Below are 14,482 nucleotides of genomic sequence, written 5' to 3'. Positions count from 1 at the left end.
CGGGCGACCGGCCCACGAGAGGAGCGAGACCGCCATGACCGCCACCCCGACCGCCCCCACCCCCGCGGACGCCCTGCTCGCGCCCGTCCCCGACGAGGACGGCGCCCCGTTCTGGGAGTACGCCGCCCGCGGCGAGCTCCGCGTGCAGGCCTGCACCGCCTGCGGCCGGCTGCGCTTCCCGCCGCGCCCCTGCTGCCCGCACTGCCGCTCCTTCGACTCCCACTGGCAGCCCGTCGACGGCCGCGGGCGGATCTGGTCGTACGTGCGCCCGCACCCGCCGCTGCTGCCCGCGTACGCCGCCCACGCCCCCTACACCGTCGTCCTCGTCGAGCTCGCCGACGCACCCGGCATCCGGCTCGTGGGCAACCTCGTCGCCTCGGCGGACGCCCCGCTCGGCTCGGCCGACCCGGCCGCCGTGCGCATCGGCGCCCGGGTCCGGGCCGTCTTCGCCGACTGCGGCGGCGTCACCGTGCCGCGCTGGGTGCCGGAGAAGCCGTGACACTGCGGGTGGAGCGGGACGCGGCCGCCGGGGTCGCCGTCGTCACCCTGGACCGGCCGCACCGGCACAACGCGATCGACCTCGCGACCGCCGCCGCCCTGGGCGCGCTGTGGCGGGAGCTCCGCCGCGACGACGGGGTGCGGGCGGTGGTGCTGACGGGGGCGGGCAGCACCGCGTTCTGCACGGGCCTCGACCGCGGCGCCGACATCCCCCAGCCGGGATCGCCGTACTCGCTGGACGACCCGCTGCTCGCGGTCGGCCCGAAGGCGTGCGACCTGTGGAAGCCGGTCGTCGCCGCCGTCAACGGCATGGCCTGCGGCGGGGCGTTCTACCTGCTGGGCGAGTCGGAGTTCCTGATCGCGGCGGACACGGCGGAGTTCTTCGACCCGCACACCTCCTACGGGATGGTCAGCGCGTACGAGGCCGTGTACATGGCGCAGCGGATGCCGTTCGGGGAGGCCGCCCGGCTGGCGCTGATGGGGACGGCGGAGCGGCTGTCGGCGCGGCGGGCGTACGAGATCGGGCTGGTGTCGGAGCTGGCCGCGCCCGCGGAGCTGCGGGCGGCGGCGCTGCGAACGGCGCGGACGCTGGCGTCGTTCCCGCCGGAGGCCGTGCAGGGCACCGTACGGGCCCTGTGGTCGGCGAAACAGGCCGTGCTGCAGCAGGCGCTGGCACAGGCCCCCGCGCTGATCGCGCTGGGCAACCTGCCGCCGGAGCGGCAGGCCGCCCTGTTCGCGGGGCGGCGGACGGCGCCGGAGCCGCGGGTGCGGTGACGCATACCGGCCGGTCGGCGGCCGGCGAAAAGCCGCAGCCCGGACGGCATCTGGCAAGCCGTCCGCCCGCCCCGCACCCTCCCCGCGCAGGTGTGCCGGAGCTCGGGCGCCTGACCGTCCTCTTCCCGGAGCTGGACTGCTTGGCCGGTTCACACTTGCCATGCATATGATCAGCGCCAGCCAACGGGGAGAGCAGACATGGCAGATGAACTTCATCCCGAGCAGCAGGTGGGCATGCGGCTGAACGGCGAGGGGCCACTGGCCCCCGGCGTCACCGCACCACCGCCACCGCTGCTGCAGCAGCCGCAGCCCGGCACGGCCCGTCCGCCGCTGCTGGCAACGGGCACGAACCCGCCGCCGCCCCTGCTGCAGGCGCCCGGAGGGCAGGACTTCGCCTCGACCCCGGCCGAGAAGAAGGCCGCCGCGAACACGATCGAGACCGAGCTCCAGCCGAACACGAAGAAAGCCGCGAACGACGCCGACGAATCGACCGCCGCCGCCCAGAAGGGCTTCGACGGCTGGGAGACCGCCGCCGGCCTGAAGAAGGTCGCGGAGACCTGGGACCAGCAGGTGAAGAACCTGATCGCCCGGCTCGAAGCGGAGAAGGGCGCCCTTCGCGGCGCTTCGGGCCTTTTCACCCGCAACGACATCGGACTTCGCAACGACTTCCTGGCCGGCAAGTCGGGTCTGAACGGTCTTTAGGGGAGCTGAGCTGTGGCACTGAACTACCACGAGGTCATGAGCACCGACTTCGGGCTGCTCGGCACCGCCGCCGGCAAGTGGCAGTCGATGGCGGGCGAGCTGAAGAAGATCGAGAGTCGCTACGGCGAAACCGTCCAGAAGATCACCACGACGGACGGCTGGGCCGGGCGCAGCGCCGTGAGCGCCGAGAAGGGCTTCGCGGCGACCCGCTACGAGTACGCGGCGGCGCAGGTGCAGGCGAAGGCGATCGCGGGCCTGCTGCGGGACGCCCAGGAGAAGTTCACCGACCTGAAGAACAAGCTCGTGAGCGCCCGCGACGACGCGATAGCCGCCGGCATGACCGTCTCCGAGCAGGGGCACGTCGCCTTCGACTGGGCGAAGCTCACCCCGGGCGAGCGCAGCGCCTACCACCACGACCCCGACGGCCAGAAGGCCGTCGACGAGGCCGTCGGCAAGTGGCAGAAGCACATCGACGACCGGGTGAAGGCCGTCACCGAGCTCGACCACAACGTCAAGGCCGTCCTCGAAACCGCCGTCACCGACAGCAACAAGGACGCTCTCGGCAAGGGCGCCGACATGTCCCTCGCCGGCTTCAACGCCGGCGCCACCGGCGACCTCGACCAGGCCCTGAAGGACGAGAAGGCCGCGCGGGACCGGGCTGCCAAGGAGGCGGAGGCAGCCAAGGACGGGCCGAAGTCCGAAGGCGGTCTCAAGATCACCGGCCCGCACGCGGGCACCACGGTCACCGGTCAGAAGTACGGCAAGGAGGGGTCGGCGAAGGCGTACGCCGACCTCTTCAAGATGACCGCGGAGGGCAAGTACCAGAACGGGGACTTCGCGCTCTCCGGCATCGACGACATCACCGTGGGGGCCAGGGCCAGCGCGAACTACGGCTTCACCCACGAGGGCCTCGCGGGCAAGGCCGAGACGTCCGCGGGCGTCAGGACCCTGCTTGAGGGACGCGCCGACTACAGCCACTGGGGCGGCGCCTACGGGCGCACGGAGGGGTTCGCCGGCGGGGAGGCCGCGCTCAGCGGCTCGGTAGGCTGGGAAGGCGTCAACGCCGGTGCCAAGGCCTTCGCCGGCGCCAAGGAAAGCGTCGCCGGAGGCGGCGAGCTCGCCGGCATCGGCGCCGGCGCCACGGCCGAGGGCTGGGCCGGTGCGGGCGCGGAGGCCAAGGTGACCCTCGGCAAGGGCGACGACGGCAAGTGGCACGTCGGCGGCAAGGTGGGGGTCGCCCTCGGCATCGGCGGCTCGGTGGGCGCCGAGTTCACCGTCGACACGGACAAGTTCAAAAAGTCCGCCGGCGACGCCGCCGACTGGGTGGGCGACACGGCCGGCGACATCAAGGACGGCTTCGTCGGAATGTTCGACTGATGCCCTGTCCCGCAGACGGAAGGAGGGCGTGAGACCACATGCCCACGACACTGCCGATTCCCATCCAGTTCGTCCTGCCGGAGGGCTGGCGGCCCGCCCCTCCGGACGAGGTCGGCGCCCCGGACGCGGCGTTCGTCGCCCTGCACCCGGAACCCGACGGCGGATTCACCGCCAACATCACCATCGACGGCGACTTCTGGTCCGCCGAGGAGGAGACCCTCGCCGACATCGCCGACGGTTCGGTGGAACGGCTCCGCCGGTCCCTCGGGGCCGTCCAGGTCGCCGGCCGCCGCCCCCTCGGCTCCGACGACTCCCCCGGCCTCGCGCAGAGGCTGACGCTCACCGCCGTGGTGGGCGGCGTGCAGCGCGAGCTCGTCCAGTCCCAGGTCTACCTCGCCATGCAGGACGTGGCCGACCCGCGCAAGCGCGTGGTGATCCGGCTCATCCTGACCGTCACCGCGGCCCAGGAGGACGCCGTGGGCGCGGACTTCCAGGAGTTCCTGCGCTCGGTCGCACCGGACCCCGGGACTCCCGGCACGGACGCCGGGGGCGGGGCGTAGCCGTGGGCTTCAAGGACAGGCTGACCGGTACCCGGCACCCCGACGGCGGCGTCCCGCCCGAGCCGGCCGCGGAGGTCCGGGCAGCGCTGCTCGCGCTGGGCGGGCAGGGCGCGCCCTACACGGTGCGCACCGCCCTTCCCGGGGAGGCCGCCGACCTGGTGGCGGAGTGGCGGGTGCGGGAGCCCGCCTGGCACGGCTTCTTCCTGCGCCACCAGCTGGAGCGGCAGGTGCAGATCCGGATGCGGATCGACCCGGACGGGCACGAGGTGCGGAGCACCGACCGGCAGTGGGAGGTCTCGTGGGTCGGCGGCACGCCGCGGCTGACCGCGTCGGGCGAGTACTCCCGGGGCCAGGTGACGACGGTGTCGAAGCAGTGGACCATCGGCCGCGGCAAGGGGGGCCGTACGGAGGCCGCGGAGACGTTCCGCTTCGCCACGTCGGACCTGAAGGAGCCGCTGCAGAAGGTGGTCCTCGGCGCGGGCTGGACCTGGCGCGGAGTGCTGTTCGGCCGGCTGTGACGCGCCGGCGGCGACACGCCGGCGGTGACGGTCACGACACGGCGGAGGCCCCGCCCCGCGACGGGGTGGGGCCTCCGGCCGTACCGCACCGGGCACGGGCCCGGGAGGGAAACGGAAGGGATCAGGCCTCGACGGTGCCCGAGGCCGCGACCTCGACCTTGGCGCGGGTGGCGCCGGACGGGGTGCCCAGCTTCTCGATCTGGTCGACGATGTCCTTGCCCTCGACGACCTCGCCGAAGACGACGTGCTTGCCGTCGAGCCACGGGGTGACGACGGTGGTGATGAAGAACTGCGAGCCGTTGGTGTTGCGGCCGGCGTTCGCCATCGACAGCAGGTACGGGCGGTCGTGCTTCAGGTCGAAGTTCTCGTCCGCGAACTTCTCGCCGTAGATGCTCTTGCCGCCGGTGCCGTTCTGGCGGGTGAAGTCGCCGCCCTGCAGCATGAACTGCGGGATGACGCGGTGGAACGGCGAGCCCGCGTAGCCGAAGCCGTGCTCGCCCGTCGCGAGCTCGCGGAAGTTCTTCGCGGTCTTCGGGACGACCTCGTCGAACAGGTTGAAGACGATGCGGCCGGCGGGCTGGCCGTCGATGGTGATGTCGAAGTAGACGTTGCTCATGGGGTCCATCCTGTCACTCCCGGTACCGTGCGCGACTCGGCGGGGCCGGAACACGGCCCCGCCCGCCCTCACCCGGCCGTACGGGTGCCCGTCCCCTTCGCCGCGTCCAGGGCGTACACGCAGCGGTCCTTGCTGCACGCGTACACCACGCCGCCCTCGGCGACCGGGGGGCCGGCGATCTCCCCGCCGGTGGCCAGCTTCCAGCGGAGCTGGCCGCCCGCCGCGTCCAGGGTGTACAGGCAGTGGTCCGCCGACCCGAAGTGGACGCGGCCGTCCGCGACGGCCGGAGGGCCCGTGATCTCGCCGCCCGCCGCGAACCGCCACTTCGGGGTACCGGTGACCGCGTCGAGCGTGTACAGGGCGCTGCCCGCGCCGAGGTGGACGTTGCCGCCGGCCACGAGGACCGGGTCCGCGGAGGTCCGCGGCTCGGTGGCGATCCGCCAGCGGTCCTTGCCGGTGGCCGCGTCGAGGGCGTACACGGTGCCCAGGTAGTCGGCCAGGTACACGCCGCCGCCGGTGACGGCCGCGCCGGGCGCGAACGCGGGCGGCGCGAGGAACACGGCCGGCGCCTCGAAGTGCCAGCGGACCCGGCCGGAGGCCCGGTCCACGGACAGCACGCGGGTGCCGGCGCTGATGTACACGTTGCCGTCCGGGGCCGGGGTGACGCGTACGGGGACGTTCCCGCAGGCCGCGGCGTCGCCGACCGGGTACGACCAGGACTCCCGGCCGGAGCGGGCGTCCAGGGCGCGCAGCCGGGCGTCCTGCCACACGTAGACGGTGCCGTCGTGGAGGACGGGTGCCGCCTCGGGCGTCTCGAAGTCGCTCTGCGCGCCGGTCAGCTCCCACAGCTTCTGGCCGTTCGAGGCCTCCCAGCCCTGGACGCCGCCGCCCCGGGTGGCGGTGACGACGGTGCCCCGGTCGGCGCGCAGCGCGTACACCCAGGCGTCGGCGGACAGCCGCCACCGCTCGGAGCCGTCGGAGGCGTCGAGGGCGTACAGGGAGGGGCCGTCGGAGGCGTGGATGCGGCCGTCGGAGACGGCCATGGCCCAGGCGACGTCGCGGGTCTTGAACTGGCGGCGGCCGGTGGCCACGTCCAGCGCGTGGACCTCGAAGGAGGTCACGTACAGCAGGTCGCCGGCGACGGTGGGGGTGCCCCACACCTCGTTCGACATGCGGAACCGCCAGGGCCGCCAGCGGCCGCTGTCGGGCGCGGGGCCCGGGTTGGGGACGGCGGGGGCGGCGGTGGCGGGGGCGGCCGCGGAGGCGCCCGCGGGCGCTGCGGCGGAGCCGGCCGCGCCGGGCGGGCGGATCCAGCCGGTCGCCGCGTCGGCGGCACCTGCCTGCGCGGCGGGCGAGGCCGCCGACGCGAACGGGCCGGGCCCGATCGGCACGGGCGACCCGCCGAGGCGGACCGGTTCCCCGGACAGCGCGGGCGCGGCCGCGGGGCGCGGCGGGTGGTGGGGCCGCTGCGGGATCGGCTGGCCGGTCCGCGGGTCCACCCACGGGTCGGCGGCGCCGCGGGGCTCGCGGCGGTTCGCGGGGGCGTCGCCGCCGCGGGGGGCCGGCGTGACGGGGAGGGCGGAGGTGCGCTGGCCGGCCCGGCGGGACTCGATGAGGGCGACGGCCCGGGCGGGCAGCCACGCGGAGGCGGTGCCGCTGTCGTCGCCGCCGCCGAAGAGGTGCGGGGCGAGCTGGGCCTGCAGGTCGGCGGGGGTGGGGCGCTGGGAGGCCTCCATCTGCATGCAGGACTCGATCAGCGGCCGCAGCTCTTCGGGCAGCCCCTCCAGGTTGGGCTCGTCGCGCAGCAGCATGAACACCGTCTCCACCGGGTTCGCCCCGTGGTAGGGCGGGTGCCCCGTCGCGGCGAAGACGAGGGTGGAGCCGAGGGAGAACACGTCGCTGGCGCCCTTGACGCTGCGGGAGTCCTTCGCCTGCTCGGGCGACATGTAGGCGGGGGTGCCGACGGCGACGTTCGTCATGGTCAGGCGGGTGTTGGACACGCCGCTCGCGATACCGAAGTCGATCACGCGGGGGCCGTCCTCGACGACGAGCACGTTCGACGGCTTCAGGTCGCGGTGGACGAGGCCCGCCCCGTGGATCGACTGGAGGGCCTCGGCGATGCCGGCGGCCAGCCACCGCACGGCCTGCGCGGGCATCGGCCCGCACTCGTTGACGATCTCCTCCAGGGAGGGCGCCGGCACGTACGCGGTCGCCAGCCACGGCACGGCGGCCCGCGGATCGGCGTCGACCACGGCCGCGGTGTAGAAGCCGGAGACGGCGCGGGCCGCCTCCACCTCCCGGGTGAAGCGCACCCGGAAGAGCTGGTCCTCGGCCAGCTCGGTGCGCACCGTCTTGATCGCCACGCGGCGTCCGGACGCCGACCGGGCGAGATAGACCAGCCCCATGCCGCCGGCGCCGAGACGTCCCAGCACCTCGAAGGGGCCGATCCGTCTCGGGTCGTGCTGCGTCAGCTGCTCCACCACTCGCCTCCCACACCTCCCCGTACGGGCCTGGCCTGGCCCGTTCACACCTGCACGCACGCCGGCACGGCGGTCGGCCCCGTGCAGCGTCTCACTCCGGGCGCCGCCGGTGGTCGTGCAACCCCGATTCTGTCAGGCCCGCGCCCAGGCCGTGTCGCCACAGTCGGTGCGGGGTGGGTGCGGGTCGTGCGGGAGGGGGTTATGCGGGGGGTTGTGCGGGCGGCCGGCCGGGGTTCTCGGAGAGCAGGGCGAAGACGGCCCCCTGGTTGTCCGCGACGACGGCGATCCGCCCGTACGGGGTGTCGAAGGGCTCGGCGGTGACCCGGCCGCCGAGCCGTCTGACGGTCTCGACGGACCGGTCGCAGTCGGGGACGGCGAAGTAGGCGAGGAAGTGCGCCGGCATGATCTCCGGGAAGGCGTCGGTGATCAGGCTGCGGCCCAGGACGGCCGTCTCGGCGCCGGGCGGGCTGCCGGGCGGCGACCACAGGCGGTACTCGACGCCGGAGCCGTCGTCGTCCTGGTCCTCGGGGACGTAGCCGAAGACGTTCGCGTAGAAGACGTCGACGGCGTCGCGGGCGCGGGTGTACAGCTCGGCCCAGCAGTACGTGAAGGGCTCGCCGTGCGCCTCGAAGCCGTCGTGGGTGCCGGGCTGCCACAGGCCGAAGACGGCGCCGCCGGGGTCGGCGGCCAGGGCTGCGGTGCCGTACGGGCCGACGGGCTGGGGGTCCATGACCATCTGGCCGCCGTGGGCGCGGATGCGGGCGGCGCAGGCGTAGGCGTCGGCGGTGGCGAGGTAGATGCCCCAGACGGTGGGCATGCGGCCGTCGGGCTTGGGGGCGAGCGCGGCGACGTTGCGGCCCTGGCTGTAGGCCTGCGTGTAGCCGCCGTACTCGCGGGATCCGGAGCTGAAGGTCCAGCCGAAGAGCTCGCCGTAGAAGCGCTTGCCCGCCTCGACGTCCGGAAGCGAGGCATCCACCCAGCAGGGGGTGCCTTCCGCGAATGCGGCCATGGCCCGTTTCCTTCCGTTGTGCGGGGGTGTGTACCCTCCGTACGCTCCCACGCTCCCGCTCAGCTGCCGGCGGTGCGGTGTCCTCTCGGGCCATGGTCCGCCCGAAGTCTTGTCCACAGCCTGTTGACAAGACTAATCGGGTGGTAAAGGGAGGAAGCGGTCGGGTCGGCGGGCGGGCCGCGGGGCGGGCGGCGCGGGGGCCGCGGGCGGGCGGCGCGGGGGCCGCGGGCGGCCGAAATCCGTCGCCCGGAGTGCCCCGGAGGGGCTTTCCCCCAGGCCGGGCGGCCGGTAACCCCATTTGCAGGCGGCCGAATCGCGCTCGGACACCCCCTCGGTAAGCTGACGGCATGACAGGACAAGTACGCACCGTCGACGGCCGCGTTGCCGGCCGGCGCGGTCAGGCGACGCGGCAGAAGCTGCTCGACTGCCTCGGCGAGATGCTCAGCTCCTCGCCGTACCGCGATGTCAAGGTGATCGATGTCGCGCGCAAGGCCGGCACCTCCCCCGCGACCTTCTACCAGTACTTCCCGGACGTCGAGGGCGCCGTCCTGGAGATCGCCGACCACATGGCCGCCGAAGGCGCCCAGTTGACCTCGCTCGTCGAGGGCCGCACCTGGGTCGGCAAGGCCGGCTGGCAGGCCGCTGAGGAGCTCGTCGACGGGTTCCTGGACTTCTGGCGGCGCAACGACGCGATCCTGCGCGTCGTCGACCTCGGCGCGGCCGAGGGCGACAAGCGCTTCTACAAGATCCGCATGAAGATCCTGAACTCCGTCACCAACTCCCTCACGGAGTCGGTGAAGGAACTCCAGGCCAAGGGCCGGGTCGACAAGGACGTCAACCCGGCGGCGATGGCCGGCTCCCTGGTCGCCATGCTGGCGGCCGTCGCCTCGCACCAGAAGGGCTTCCAGACCTGGGGCGTCAAGCAGGCCGAGCTCAAGCCGAACCTCGCCCTCCTCGTCCACCTGGGCATCACCGGCAAGAAGCCGACGAAGTAGCGGCGGGCCGCCCAGCCGGCCCGCCGGACCAACCGGTCAGCGGCGCTCCAGGCGGAACAGCCGGATCTCCCGCTCGATGCGCGCCTGGTACGTCGCGTACGGCGGCCAGAACCGCAGCACGGCCCGCCACACCTCGGCGCGCTCCGCGCCCCGCAGCAGCCGCGCCCGTACCGCGATGTCCCGGCCCTTCCAACTCACGTACGCATCAGGGTTCTTCAGCAGGTTCGCGGTCCACGCCGGATGCCCGGGGCGGCCGAAGTTCGAGCCGATCAGGATCCAGCCGGCGCCGGACTCCAGCGGCATGCACGCGAGGGGCGTGGCGCGGGGCCGGCCCGTCCGCGCGCCCGTCGAGGTGAGGATCACCCCGGGCAGCATGCGGGCGCTGAGGATCACCCTGCCGCCCGTCAGCCGGTGGACCGCCTTGTCCAGGGCGGGGATGACGTGCGGGGCGATCCTGGCGAAGAGCCTCGTCGAGGAGGCCTTCTGCATGAGCGTGGTACCGAGCGCCATCAGACGGCCGCCCTTCCGGTGGGGGTGGGGGTGGGGTCGGGGGTGGCGGGAACGGGGTCGGAGCCGGGGCCGGGTGCGAAGAGGCCCGCCTGCCGGGCCGCGTGCGCCCGCAGCAGGTGCACCGGCCCGAACAGCAGCTCGTCCGCCGCGGCCCGCTTGAAGTACAGGTGCGCGTCGTGCTCCCAGGTGAAGCCGATCCCGCCGTGCAGCTGGATCGCCTCCCCCGCCGCGAGCCGCAGCGCCTCCAGCGCCTGCGCGAGGGCCAGGCCGCCCTGCGCCGGGTCCCACGCGGCGTAGCAGACCGCCGAGCGGGCCGCCTGGAGCTGCACGTACAGGTCCGCGAGCCGGTGCTTGACCGCCTGGAACGAGCCGATCGGCCGCCCGAACTGCTCGCGGGTCCGGACGTACTCCACCGTCCGCTCCAGCGCCCGCCCGGCCGCCCCGGCCGCCTCCGCGGCGAGCACGGCCGCCGCGGTACGCCCGACGGCGGCCAGCGCACCGCAGACCGCGGCGGGTGCGCCGAACGGGTCGCCGTCGCCGAGCCACTCCGCCTCGACGTCCCGCAGCTGCACCAGGGCCTGCGGGCGGGTCTCGTCCAGGGCCGTCTGCCGCACCCGTACGAGGCCCTCGGCGTTCGCCCGCACCACGAACAGCAGGACCCGGCTCCGCGCGAAGCCCCCCGCGTGCGCCGGCACCAGCAGCAGGTCCGCGCTGTGCCCGTCGAGGACCTGCGCGGCCTCCCCGTACAGCCGCCAGGCCCCGTCCGGCGCCCGGCGCGCCTGCACCCCGCCCGCCCGGCCGCCGCCCGCCCACTCCCCCGCCGCGGCGTCCCCGGTCAGCCCGAGCGCCGCCGACAGCGCCGGGCCCGGCACCGCCAGCGCGGCCGCCAGACCGCCGCCGGCCAGCGGCGGCAGCAGCGCCGCGCGCTGCCCCGCACTGCCGAGTGCCGCGACCAGCGGCGCGGCCAGCACGGCGGTGGCCAGCAGCGGCGACGGCAGCAGCGCCCGCCCCGTCTCCTCGCAGGCCAGCACCAGGTCCGCGGGGGCGCAGCCCACGCCCCCGTACTCCTCGGGCACGGCCAGGCCGGGCAGGCCGATCTCCCGCGACAGCTGCTCCCACAGCTCCCGGTCGTAGCCGGCGGCGGTGCGGACGGCGGCCTTGACCCGGTCGGGGCCGCAGCGCCTGCCGAGGACCTCCCGCAGGGTGCGGCGGATCCCCTCCTGCTCCGCGGTGAAGGCGGCATCCATCATCGGGCTCCTCCCCGTAACTGACGGGCCGTCATGTTAGGGGCGGGGGCGCGACATGCCCAGAGCGGGGAGCGCGCGGACCGCGTCGACCGTCCACCGGGACGGGGCTCTGGATCTGACGAGCCGTCAGCTGTACGTTCGTGCCATGCCTGGACCAGGACCTGGACGCCTCTCCGGACCCGCACCCGACGCCGCCCGCCGCCGCCGCGTCGCGATCGTCGGCGCGGCCCTCTCCGACTGCGGCCGCGTCGACGGCCCCACCCCGTACGCCCTCCACGCCCAGGCCGCCCGGCGCGCCCTCGCCGACTCCGGCCTGGACCGCTCCGTCATCGACGGCTTCGCCTCCGCCGGCCTCGGCACCCTCGCCCCGGTCGAGGTCGCCGAGTACCTGGGGCTGCGCCCCGCCTGGACCGACTCCACCTCGGTCGGCGGGGCCACCTGGGAGGTCATGGCCGCGCACGCCGCGGACGCCATAGCCGCCGGCCACGCCAACGCCGTCCTGCTCGCGTACGGCTCCACGGCCCGCGCCGACATCAAGGCCTGCCGCCGCACCGCGAACCTCTCCTTCGGCGCGCGCGGGCCCCTCCAGTTCGAGGCGCCGTACGGGCACACGCTGATCGCGAAGTACGCGATGGCGGCCCGCCGCCACATGCACGAGTACGGCACCACCCTCGAACAGCTCGCCTCGATCGCCGTGCAGGCCCGCGCGAACGCCGCCGACAACCCGGACGCCATGTTCCGCGACCCGATCAGCATCGACGACGTCCTGTCCGGCGAGATGATCGCCGACCCGTTCACGAAGCTGCACTGCTGCATCCGCTCCGACGGCGGCTGCGCGATCCTGCTCGCCGCCGAGGACTACGTCCCCGACACGGCCAAACGCCCCGTCTGGATCCTGGGAGCGGGCACCGCCGTCTCCCACACCACCATGTCGGAGTGGGAGGACTTCACGGTCTCCCCCGCCGCGGCCTCCGGCCGCCTGGCCTTCCGGCGCGCCGGCCTGACCCCGTCCGACGTCGACATCGCCGAGCTGTACGACGCCTTCACGTACATGACGCTGGTCACCCTCGAGGACCTCGGCTTCTGCCCGAAGGGCGAGGGCGGCGCCTTCGCCGCGAAGGGACGCCTCCTGCGCGACGGCGACCTCCCGGTCAACACCGACGGCGGCGGCCTCTCGGCCTGCCACCCGGGGATGCGGGGCCTGTTCCTCCTGGTCGAGGCGGTCCGCCAGCTCCGCGGCGAGGCCGGCCCGGCCCAGACGCTCCGTCGCGACGGCAGCCCGCCGGAGGTGGCGGTGGCCTCCGGCACGGGCGGGTGGTTCTGCAGCGCGGGGACGGTGGTGCTGGGGCGGGGGTAGGGGGCCGGGGCTGAGGGCGGGGCGGGGGAGGGCTGGGGGCGGGATGCCGTCGGCATCTCCTGCCCCCCACTGCCGCCCGCTTCTCACTCGGCTCGCCCCGCCCCGCCCCTACCCTGTCCCCCATGCCTCGCGAGACCGACGCCCCCAGCCCCGCCCCCGCCCCCTCCCCCTTCCACGCCGCCCTGCGCGCCCTCCGCGTCTGGGACACCGAGCTGCCCCGCTTCGATGCCGCCGCGGCACCCGCGGAGCCCGGCGTGCTGTTTCGGGAGTGGTTCGTGCATGCCGTGCAGGCGGGGCAGGTCGAGCCGCACACCATGAGCCTGGCCACCGCCGATGCCCAGGGGCGGCCCGATGCGCGGATCGTGATGCTGCACGACGCCGACTCCCGGGGCTGGCATTTCGGCTCGCACTCGACCAGCGCCAAGGGCCGTCAGCTCGCCGCGCGGCCCGATGCGGCGCTCGTCTTCTACTGGTCCGCCGTCGCCCGGCAGGTGCGCGTGCGCGGGCGGGTCGCCGCCCTCGGCCCGGAGGTGGGCCGGGCAGACCTCGCGGTCCGCTCGCGGGGCGCGCTCGCCGCTGCGCTGACGGGGCGGCAGTCCGAGGTGCTCGGGTCCGCGGACGAGCTGGAGGCCGCGTCGGCCGCGGCCTGGGAGCGGGCCGCCGCCGAGCCGGATGCGGTCGCGCCGACCTGGACGGCGTACGTCCTGGAGCCCGTCGAGGTGGAGTTCTTCCAGGGCGACGCCGCCCGCCGGCACGTACGCCTGCGCTACCGCCGCGACGCCCCCGGCCCGGACGCCTGGACCCGGGAGCTGCTCTGGCCGTGAGGCCGCAGGAACCCGGGCCCGTCAGCGCGGGCGGAAGACCGGCACCCACACGCCCGGGGCGGTCTCCCGGAAGGCGACGCTGAGCGGCATCCCGACACGGAGGGCGGCCGGGGCGCAGTCGACGACCCGCGTCATCATGCGCGGTCCTTCCGCGAGGTCGACGACGGCGGCCGTGTACGGCACCTGCCGCCCGAAGGGCGGCAGGTCGTTGCGGTGGACGACCGACCAGGTGTAGAGCGTGGCGCTGCCGTCGGCGGCCTCCCACGCCACCCGGTCCTCCCCCGCCCAGCAGAACGGGCAGAACTCCCGCGGGTAGTGGTGGGCGCGCCCGCACTCGGAGCAGCGGCGCAGCAGGAGCCGGCCCTCGGCGGCGGCGTCCCAGTAGGGGCGGGTGAAGTCGTCGGGTTCCGGCAGGTCGTGGCGCGGCCCGCCGCCTGCGCCCCCGGCGTGCGGCGTCACAGGAACCACCCCAGGGCGGCGTCCACCGACCACGTCTGCCAGGCCATCGCCGCGAGCGCGACGGCGGCGACGAGCGCCATCATCGAATTCTGCCCCTGCTCCGCCCAGTCGTGGATCATCAGGACCAGGTAGAGCAGGTTCAGCAGCAGGCTGCCCGCGAGGGCGATCGGGGTCAGGAAGCCGAGGACCAGTCCCAGGCCGAGGGCGAGTTCGGCGTGGACGACGACGTACGCCATGAGGCGCGCCCTGGGTTGGACGACCGCGGCGAAGCCGCGCTGCACGAACGGCCAGCGGTGCTTCGCGGCGATGTCGGCGGCCCAGGCGATGCCGGTGCCGCGCTCGAGCCAGCCCTTCCTGTCCTTGTGCCGCCAGCTTTCGAGCCACCACAGGCCGAGGCCGATCCGGAGCACGGCCAGCCACTCGACACCGCCGAGCCACATCGTCTGCATCGGCACCTCCGTGTGCCCAGCCACTGATCTGACGGTACGTCAGTTCAGCGGATCGGCGGCGATCCCGCAAGGCCGTGACCGATCCGCAACCGATTCCCTCCTCGTCC

16 protein-coding genes are annotated in these 14,482 nt (G+C 74.6%); 9 read left to right on the top strand and 7 right to left on the bottom strand.

Annotated features, from left to right (window positions below; genetic code table 11):
• Positions 1–34: 34 nt before the first annotated feature.
• The 6 genes from MUK52_RS18470 (at position 35) to MUK52_RS18445 (ending at position 4,429) form a co-directional block, all read left to right on the top strand.
• The gene (locus MUK52_RS18470; protein ID WP_114057961.1) at positions 35–499 is read left to right on the top strand and encodes a Zn-ribbon domain-containing OB-fold protein; all 465 of its coding nucleotides are present in this window, start codon (positions 35–37) and stop codon (positions 497–499) included.
• A complete protein-coding gene (locus MUK52_RS18465; RefSeq protein ID WP_284578365.1) occupies positions 496–1,272 on the top strand; it encodes an enoyl-CoA hydratase/isomerase family protein in 777 nt (258 codons plus the stop codon). Before MUK52_RS18470 ends, MUK52_RS18465 begins: the two co-directional genes overlap by 4 nt.
• 198 nt (positions 1,273–1,470) lie before the next feature.
• Positions 1,471–1,974, top strand: a complete 504-nt coding sequence (locus tag MUK52_RS18460; RefSeq protein ID WP_284578363.1) for a hypothetical protein — start codon at positions 1,471–1,473, stop codon at positions 1,972–1,974.
• Positions 1,975–1,986: 12 nt separating this feature from the next.
• Positions 1,987–3,351, top strand: a complete 1,365-nt coding sequence (locus tag MUK52_RS18455) for a hypothetical protein (RefSeq protein WP_284578361.1) — start codon at positions 1,987–1,989, stop codon at positions 3,349–3,351.
• 38 nt (positions 3,352–3,389) lie between these two features.
• Positions 3,390–3,911: a hypothetical protein gene (locus MUK52_RS18450; RefSeq protein ID WP_284578359.1), complete on the top strand. Its 522-nt coding sequence runs from the start codon at positions 3,390–3,392 to the stop codon at positions 3,909–3,911.
• Between the two features lie 2 nt (positions 3,912–3,913).
• Positions 3,914–4,429, top strand: a complete 516-nt coding sequence (locus MUK52_RS18445) for a hypothetical protein (RefSeq protein WP_114057965.1) — start codon at positions 3,914–3,916, stop codon at positions 4,427–4,429.
• A 121-nt stretch (positions 4,430–4,550) separates the two neighbouring features.
• Here the strand turns inward: MUK52_RS18445 and MUK52_RS18440 are convergent, their stop codons facing one another.
• The 3 genes from MUK52_RS18440 to MUK52_RS18430 all read right to left on the bottom strand — a co-directional run bounded on the left by MUK52_RS18440 (position 4,551) and on the right by MUK52_RS18430 (position 8,534).
• Positions 4,551–5,045 carry a peptidylprolyl isomerase gene (locus MUK52_RS18440; RefSeq protein WP_114057966.1) on the bottom strand — a complete coding sequence of 165 codons (495 nt, stop codon included), beginning with the start codon at positions 5,043–5,045 and terminating at the stop codon, positions 4,551–4,553.
• Positions 5,046–5,113: 68 nt separating this feature from the next.
• Entirely contained in the window at positions 5,114–7,528 is a 2,415-nt protein-coding gene (afsK, locus tag MUK52_RS18435; protein WP_284578355.1) for a protein serine/threonine kinase AfsK, read from the bottom strand.
• A gap of 196 nt (positions 7,529–7,724) precedes the next feature.
• Positions 7,725–8,534 carry a VOC family protein gene (locus MUK52_RS18430; RefSeq protein ID WP_114057968.1) on the bottom strand — a complete coding sequence of 270 codons (810 nt, stop codon included), beginning with the start codon at positions 8,532–8,534 and terminating at the stop codon, positions 7,725–7,727.
• Between the two features lie 347 nt (positions 8,535–8,881).
• Between MUK52_RS18430 and MUK52_RS18425 the strand changes: the two genes are divergently transcribed.
• Positions 8,882–9,529 (top strand): TetR family transcriptional regulator, encoded by a 648-nt coding sequence (locus tag MUK52_RS18425; protein ID WP_114057969.1) that lies wholly within the window; start codon positions 8,882–8,884, stop codon positions 9,527–9,529.
• 36 nt (positions 9,530–9,565) lie between these two features.
• Here the strand turns inward: MUK52_RS18425 and MUK52_RS18420 are convergent, their stop codons facing one another.
• Together MUK52_RS18420 and MUK52_RS18415 are read right to left on the bottom strand one after the other, a co-directional pair.
• Positions 9,566–10,039 (bottom strand): nitroreductase family deazaflavin-dependent oxidoreductase, encoded by a 474-nt coding sequence (locus MUK52_RS18420; RefSeq protein ID WP_114057970.1) that lies wholly within the window; start codon positions 10,037–10,039, stop codon positions 9,566–9,568.
• A complete protein-coding gene (locus MUK52_RS18415) occupies positions 10,039–11,286 on the bottom strand; it encodes an acyl-CoA dehydrogenase family protein (RefSeq protein WP_284581725.1) in 1,248 nt (415 codons plus the stop codon). Before MUK52_RS18415 ends, MUK52_RS18420 begins: the two co-directional genes overlap by 1 nt.
• 145 nt (positions 11,287–11,431) lie before the next feature.
• Here MUK52_RS18415 and MUK52_RS18410 point away from each other — a divergent pair, with 145 nt between their 5' ends.
• On the top strand, positions 11,432–12,643 hold the full coding sequence (locus MUK52_RS18410; RefSeq protein WP_284578349.1) for a thiolase C-terminal domain-containing protein: 1,212 nt from the start codon (positions 11,432–11,434) through the stop codon (positions 12,641–12,643).
• 122 nt (positions 12,644–12,765) lie between these two features.
• On the top strand, positions 12,766–13,467 hold the full coding sequence (locus tag MUK52_RS18405) for a pyridoxine/pyridoxamine 5'-phosphate oxidase (RefSeq protein WP_114057973.1): 702 nt from the start codon (positions 12,766–12,768) through the stop codon (positions 13,465–13,467).
• A 21-nt stretch (positions 13,468–13,488) separates the two neighbouring features.
• Here the strand turns inward: MUK52_RS18405 and MUK52_RS18400 are convergent, their stop codons facing one another.
• Positions 13,489–13,926 (bottom strand): Zn-ribbon domain-containing OB-fold protein, encoded by a 438-nt coding sequence (locus tag MUK52_RS18400; RefSeq protein ID WP_284578346.1) that lies wholly within the window; start codon positions 13,924–13,926, stop codon positions 13,489–13,491.
• Complete coding sequence (locus MUK52_RS18395; protein ID WP_114057974.1) at positions 13,923–14,375, bottom strand: DoxX family protein; 453 nt, start codon at positions 14,373–14,375, stop codon at positions 13,923–13,925. The genes MUK52_RS18400 and MUK52_RS18395 overlap by 4 nt, the downstream gene beginning before the upstream one ends.
• Between the last annotated feature and the right edge of the window lie 107 nt (positions 14,376–14,482).

The organism is Streptomyces sp. 2P-4 (assembly GCF_030167965.1).
Classification (GTDB): domain Bacteria; phylum Actinomycetota; class Actinomycetes; order Streptomycetales; family Streptomycetaceae; genus Streptomyces; species Streptomyces globosus_A.
Note: the sequence above shows the minus strand (reverse complement) of the source record. Positions and strands in the feature narration are given on the sequence as shown.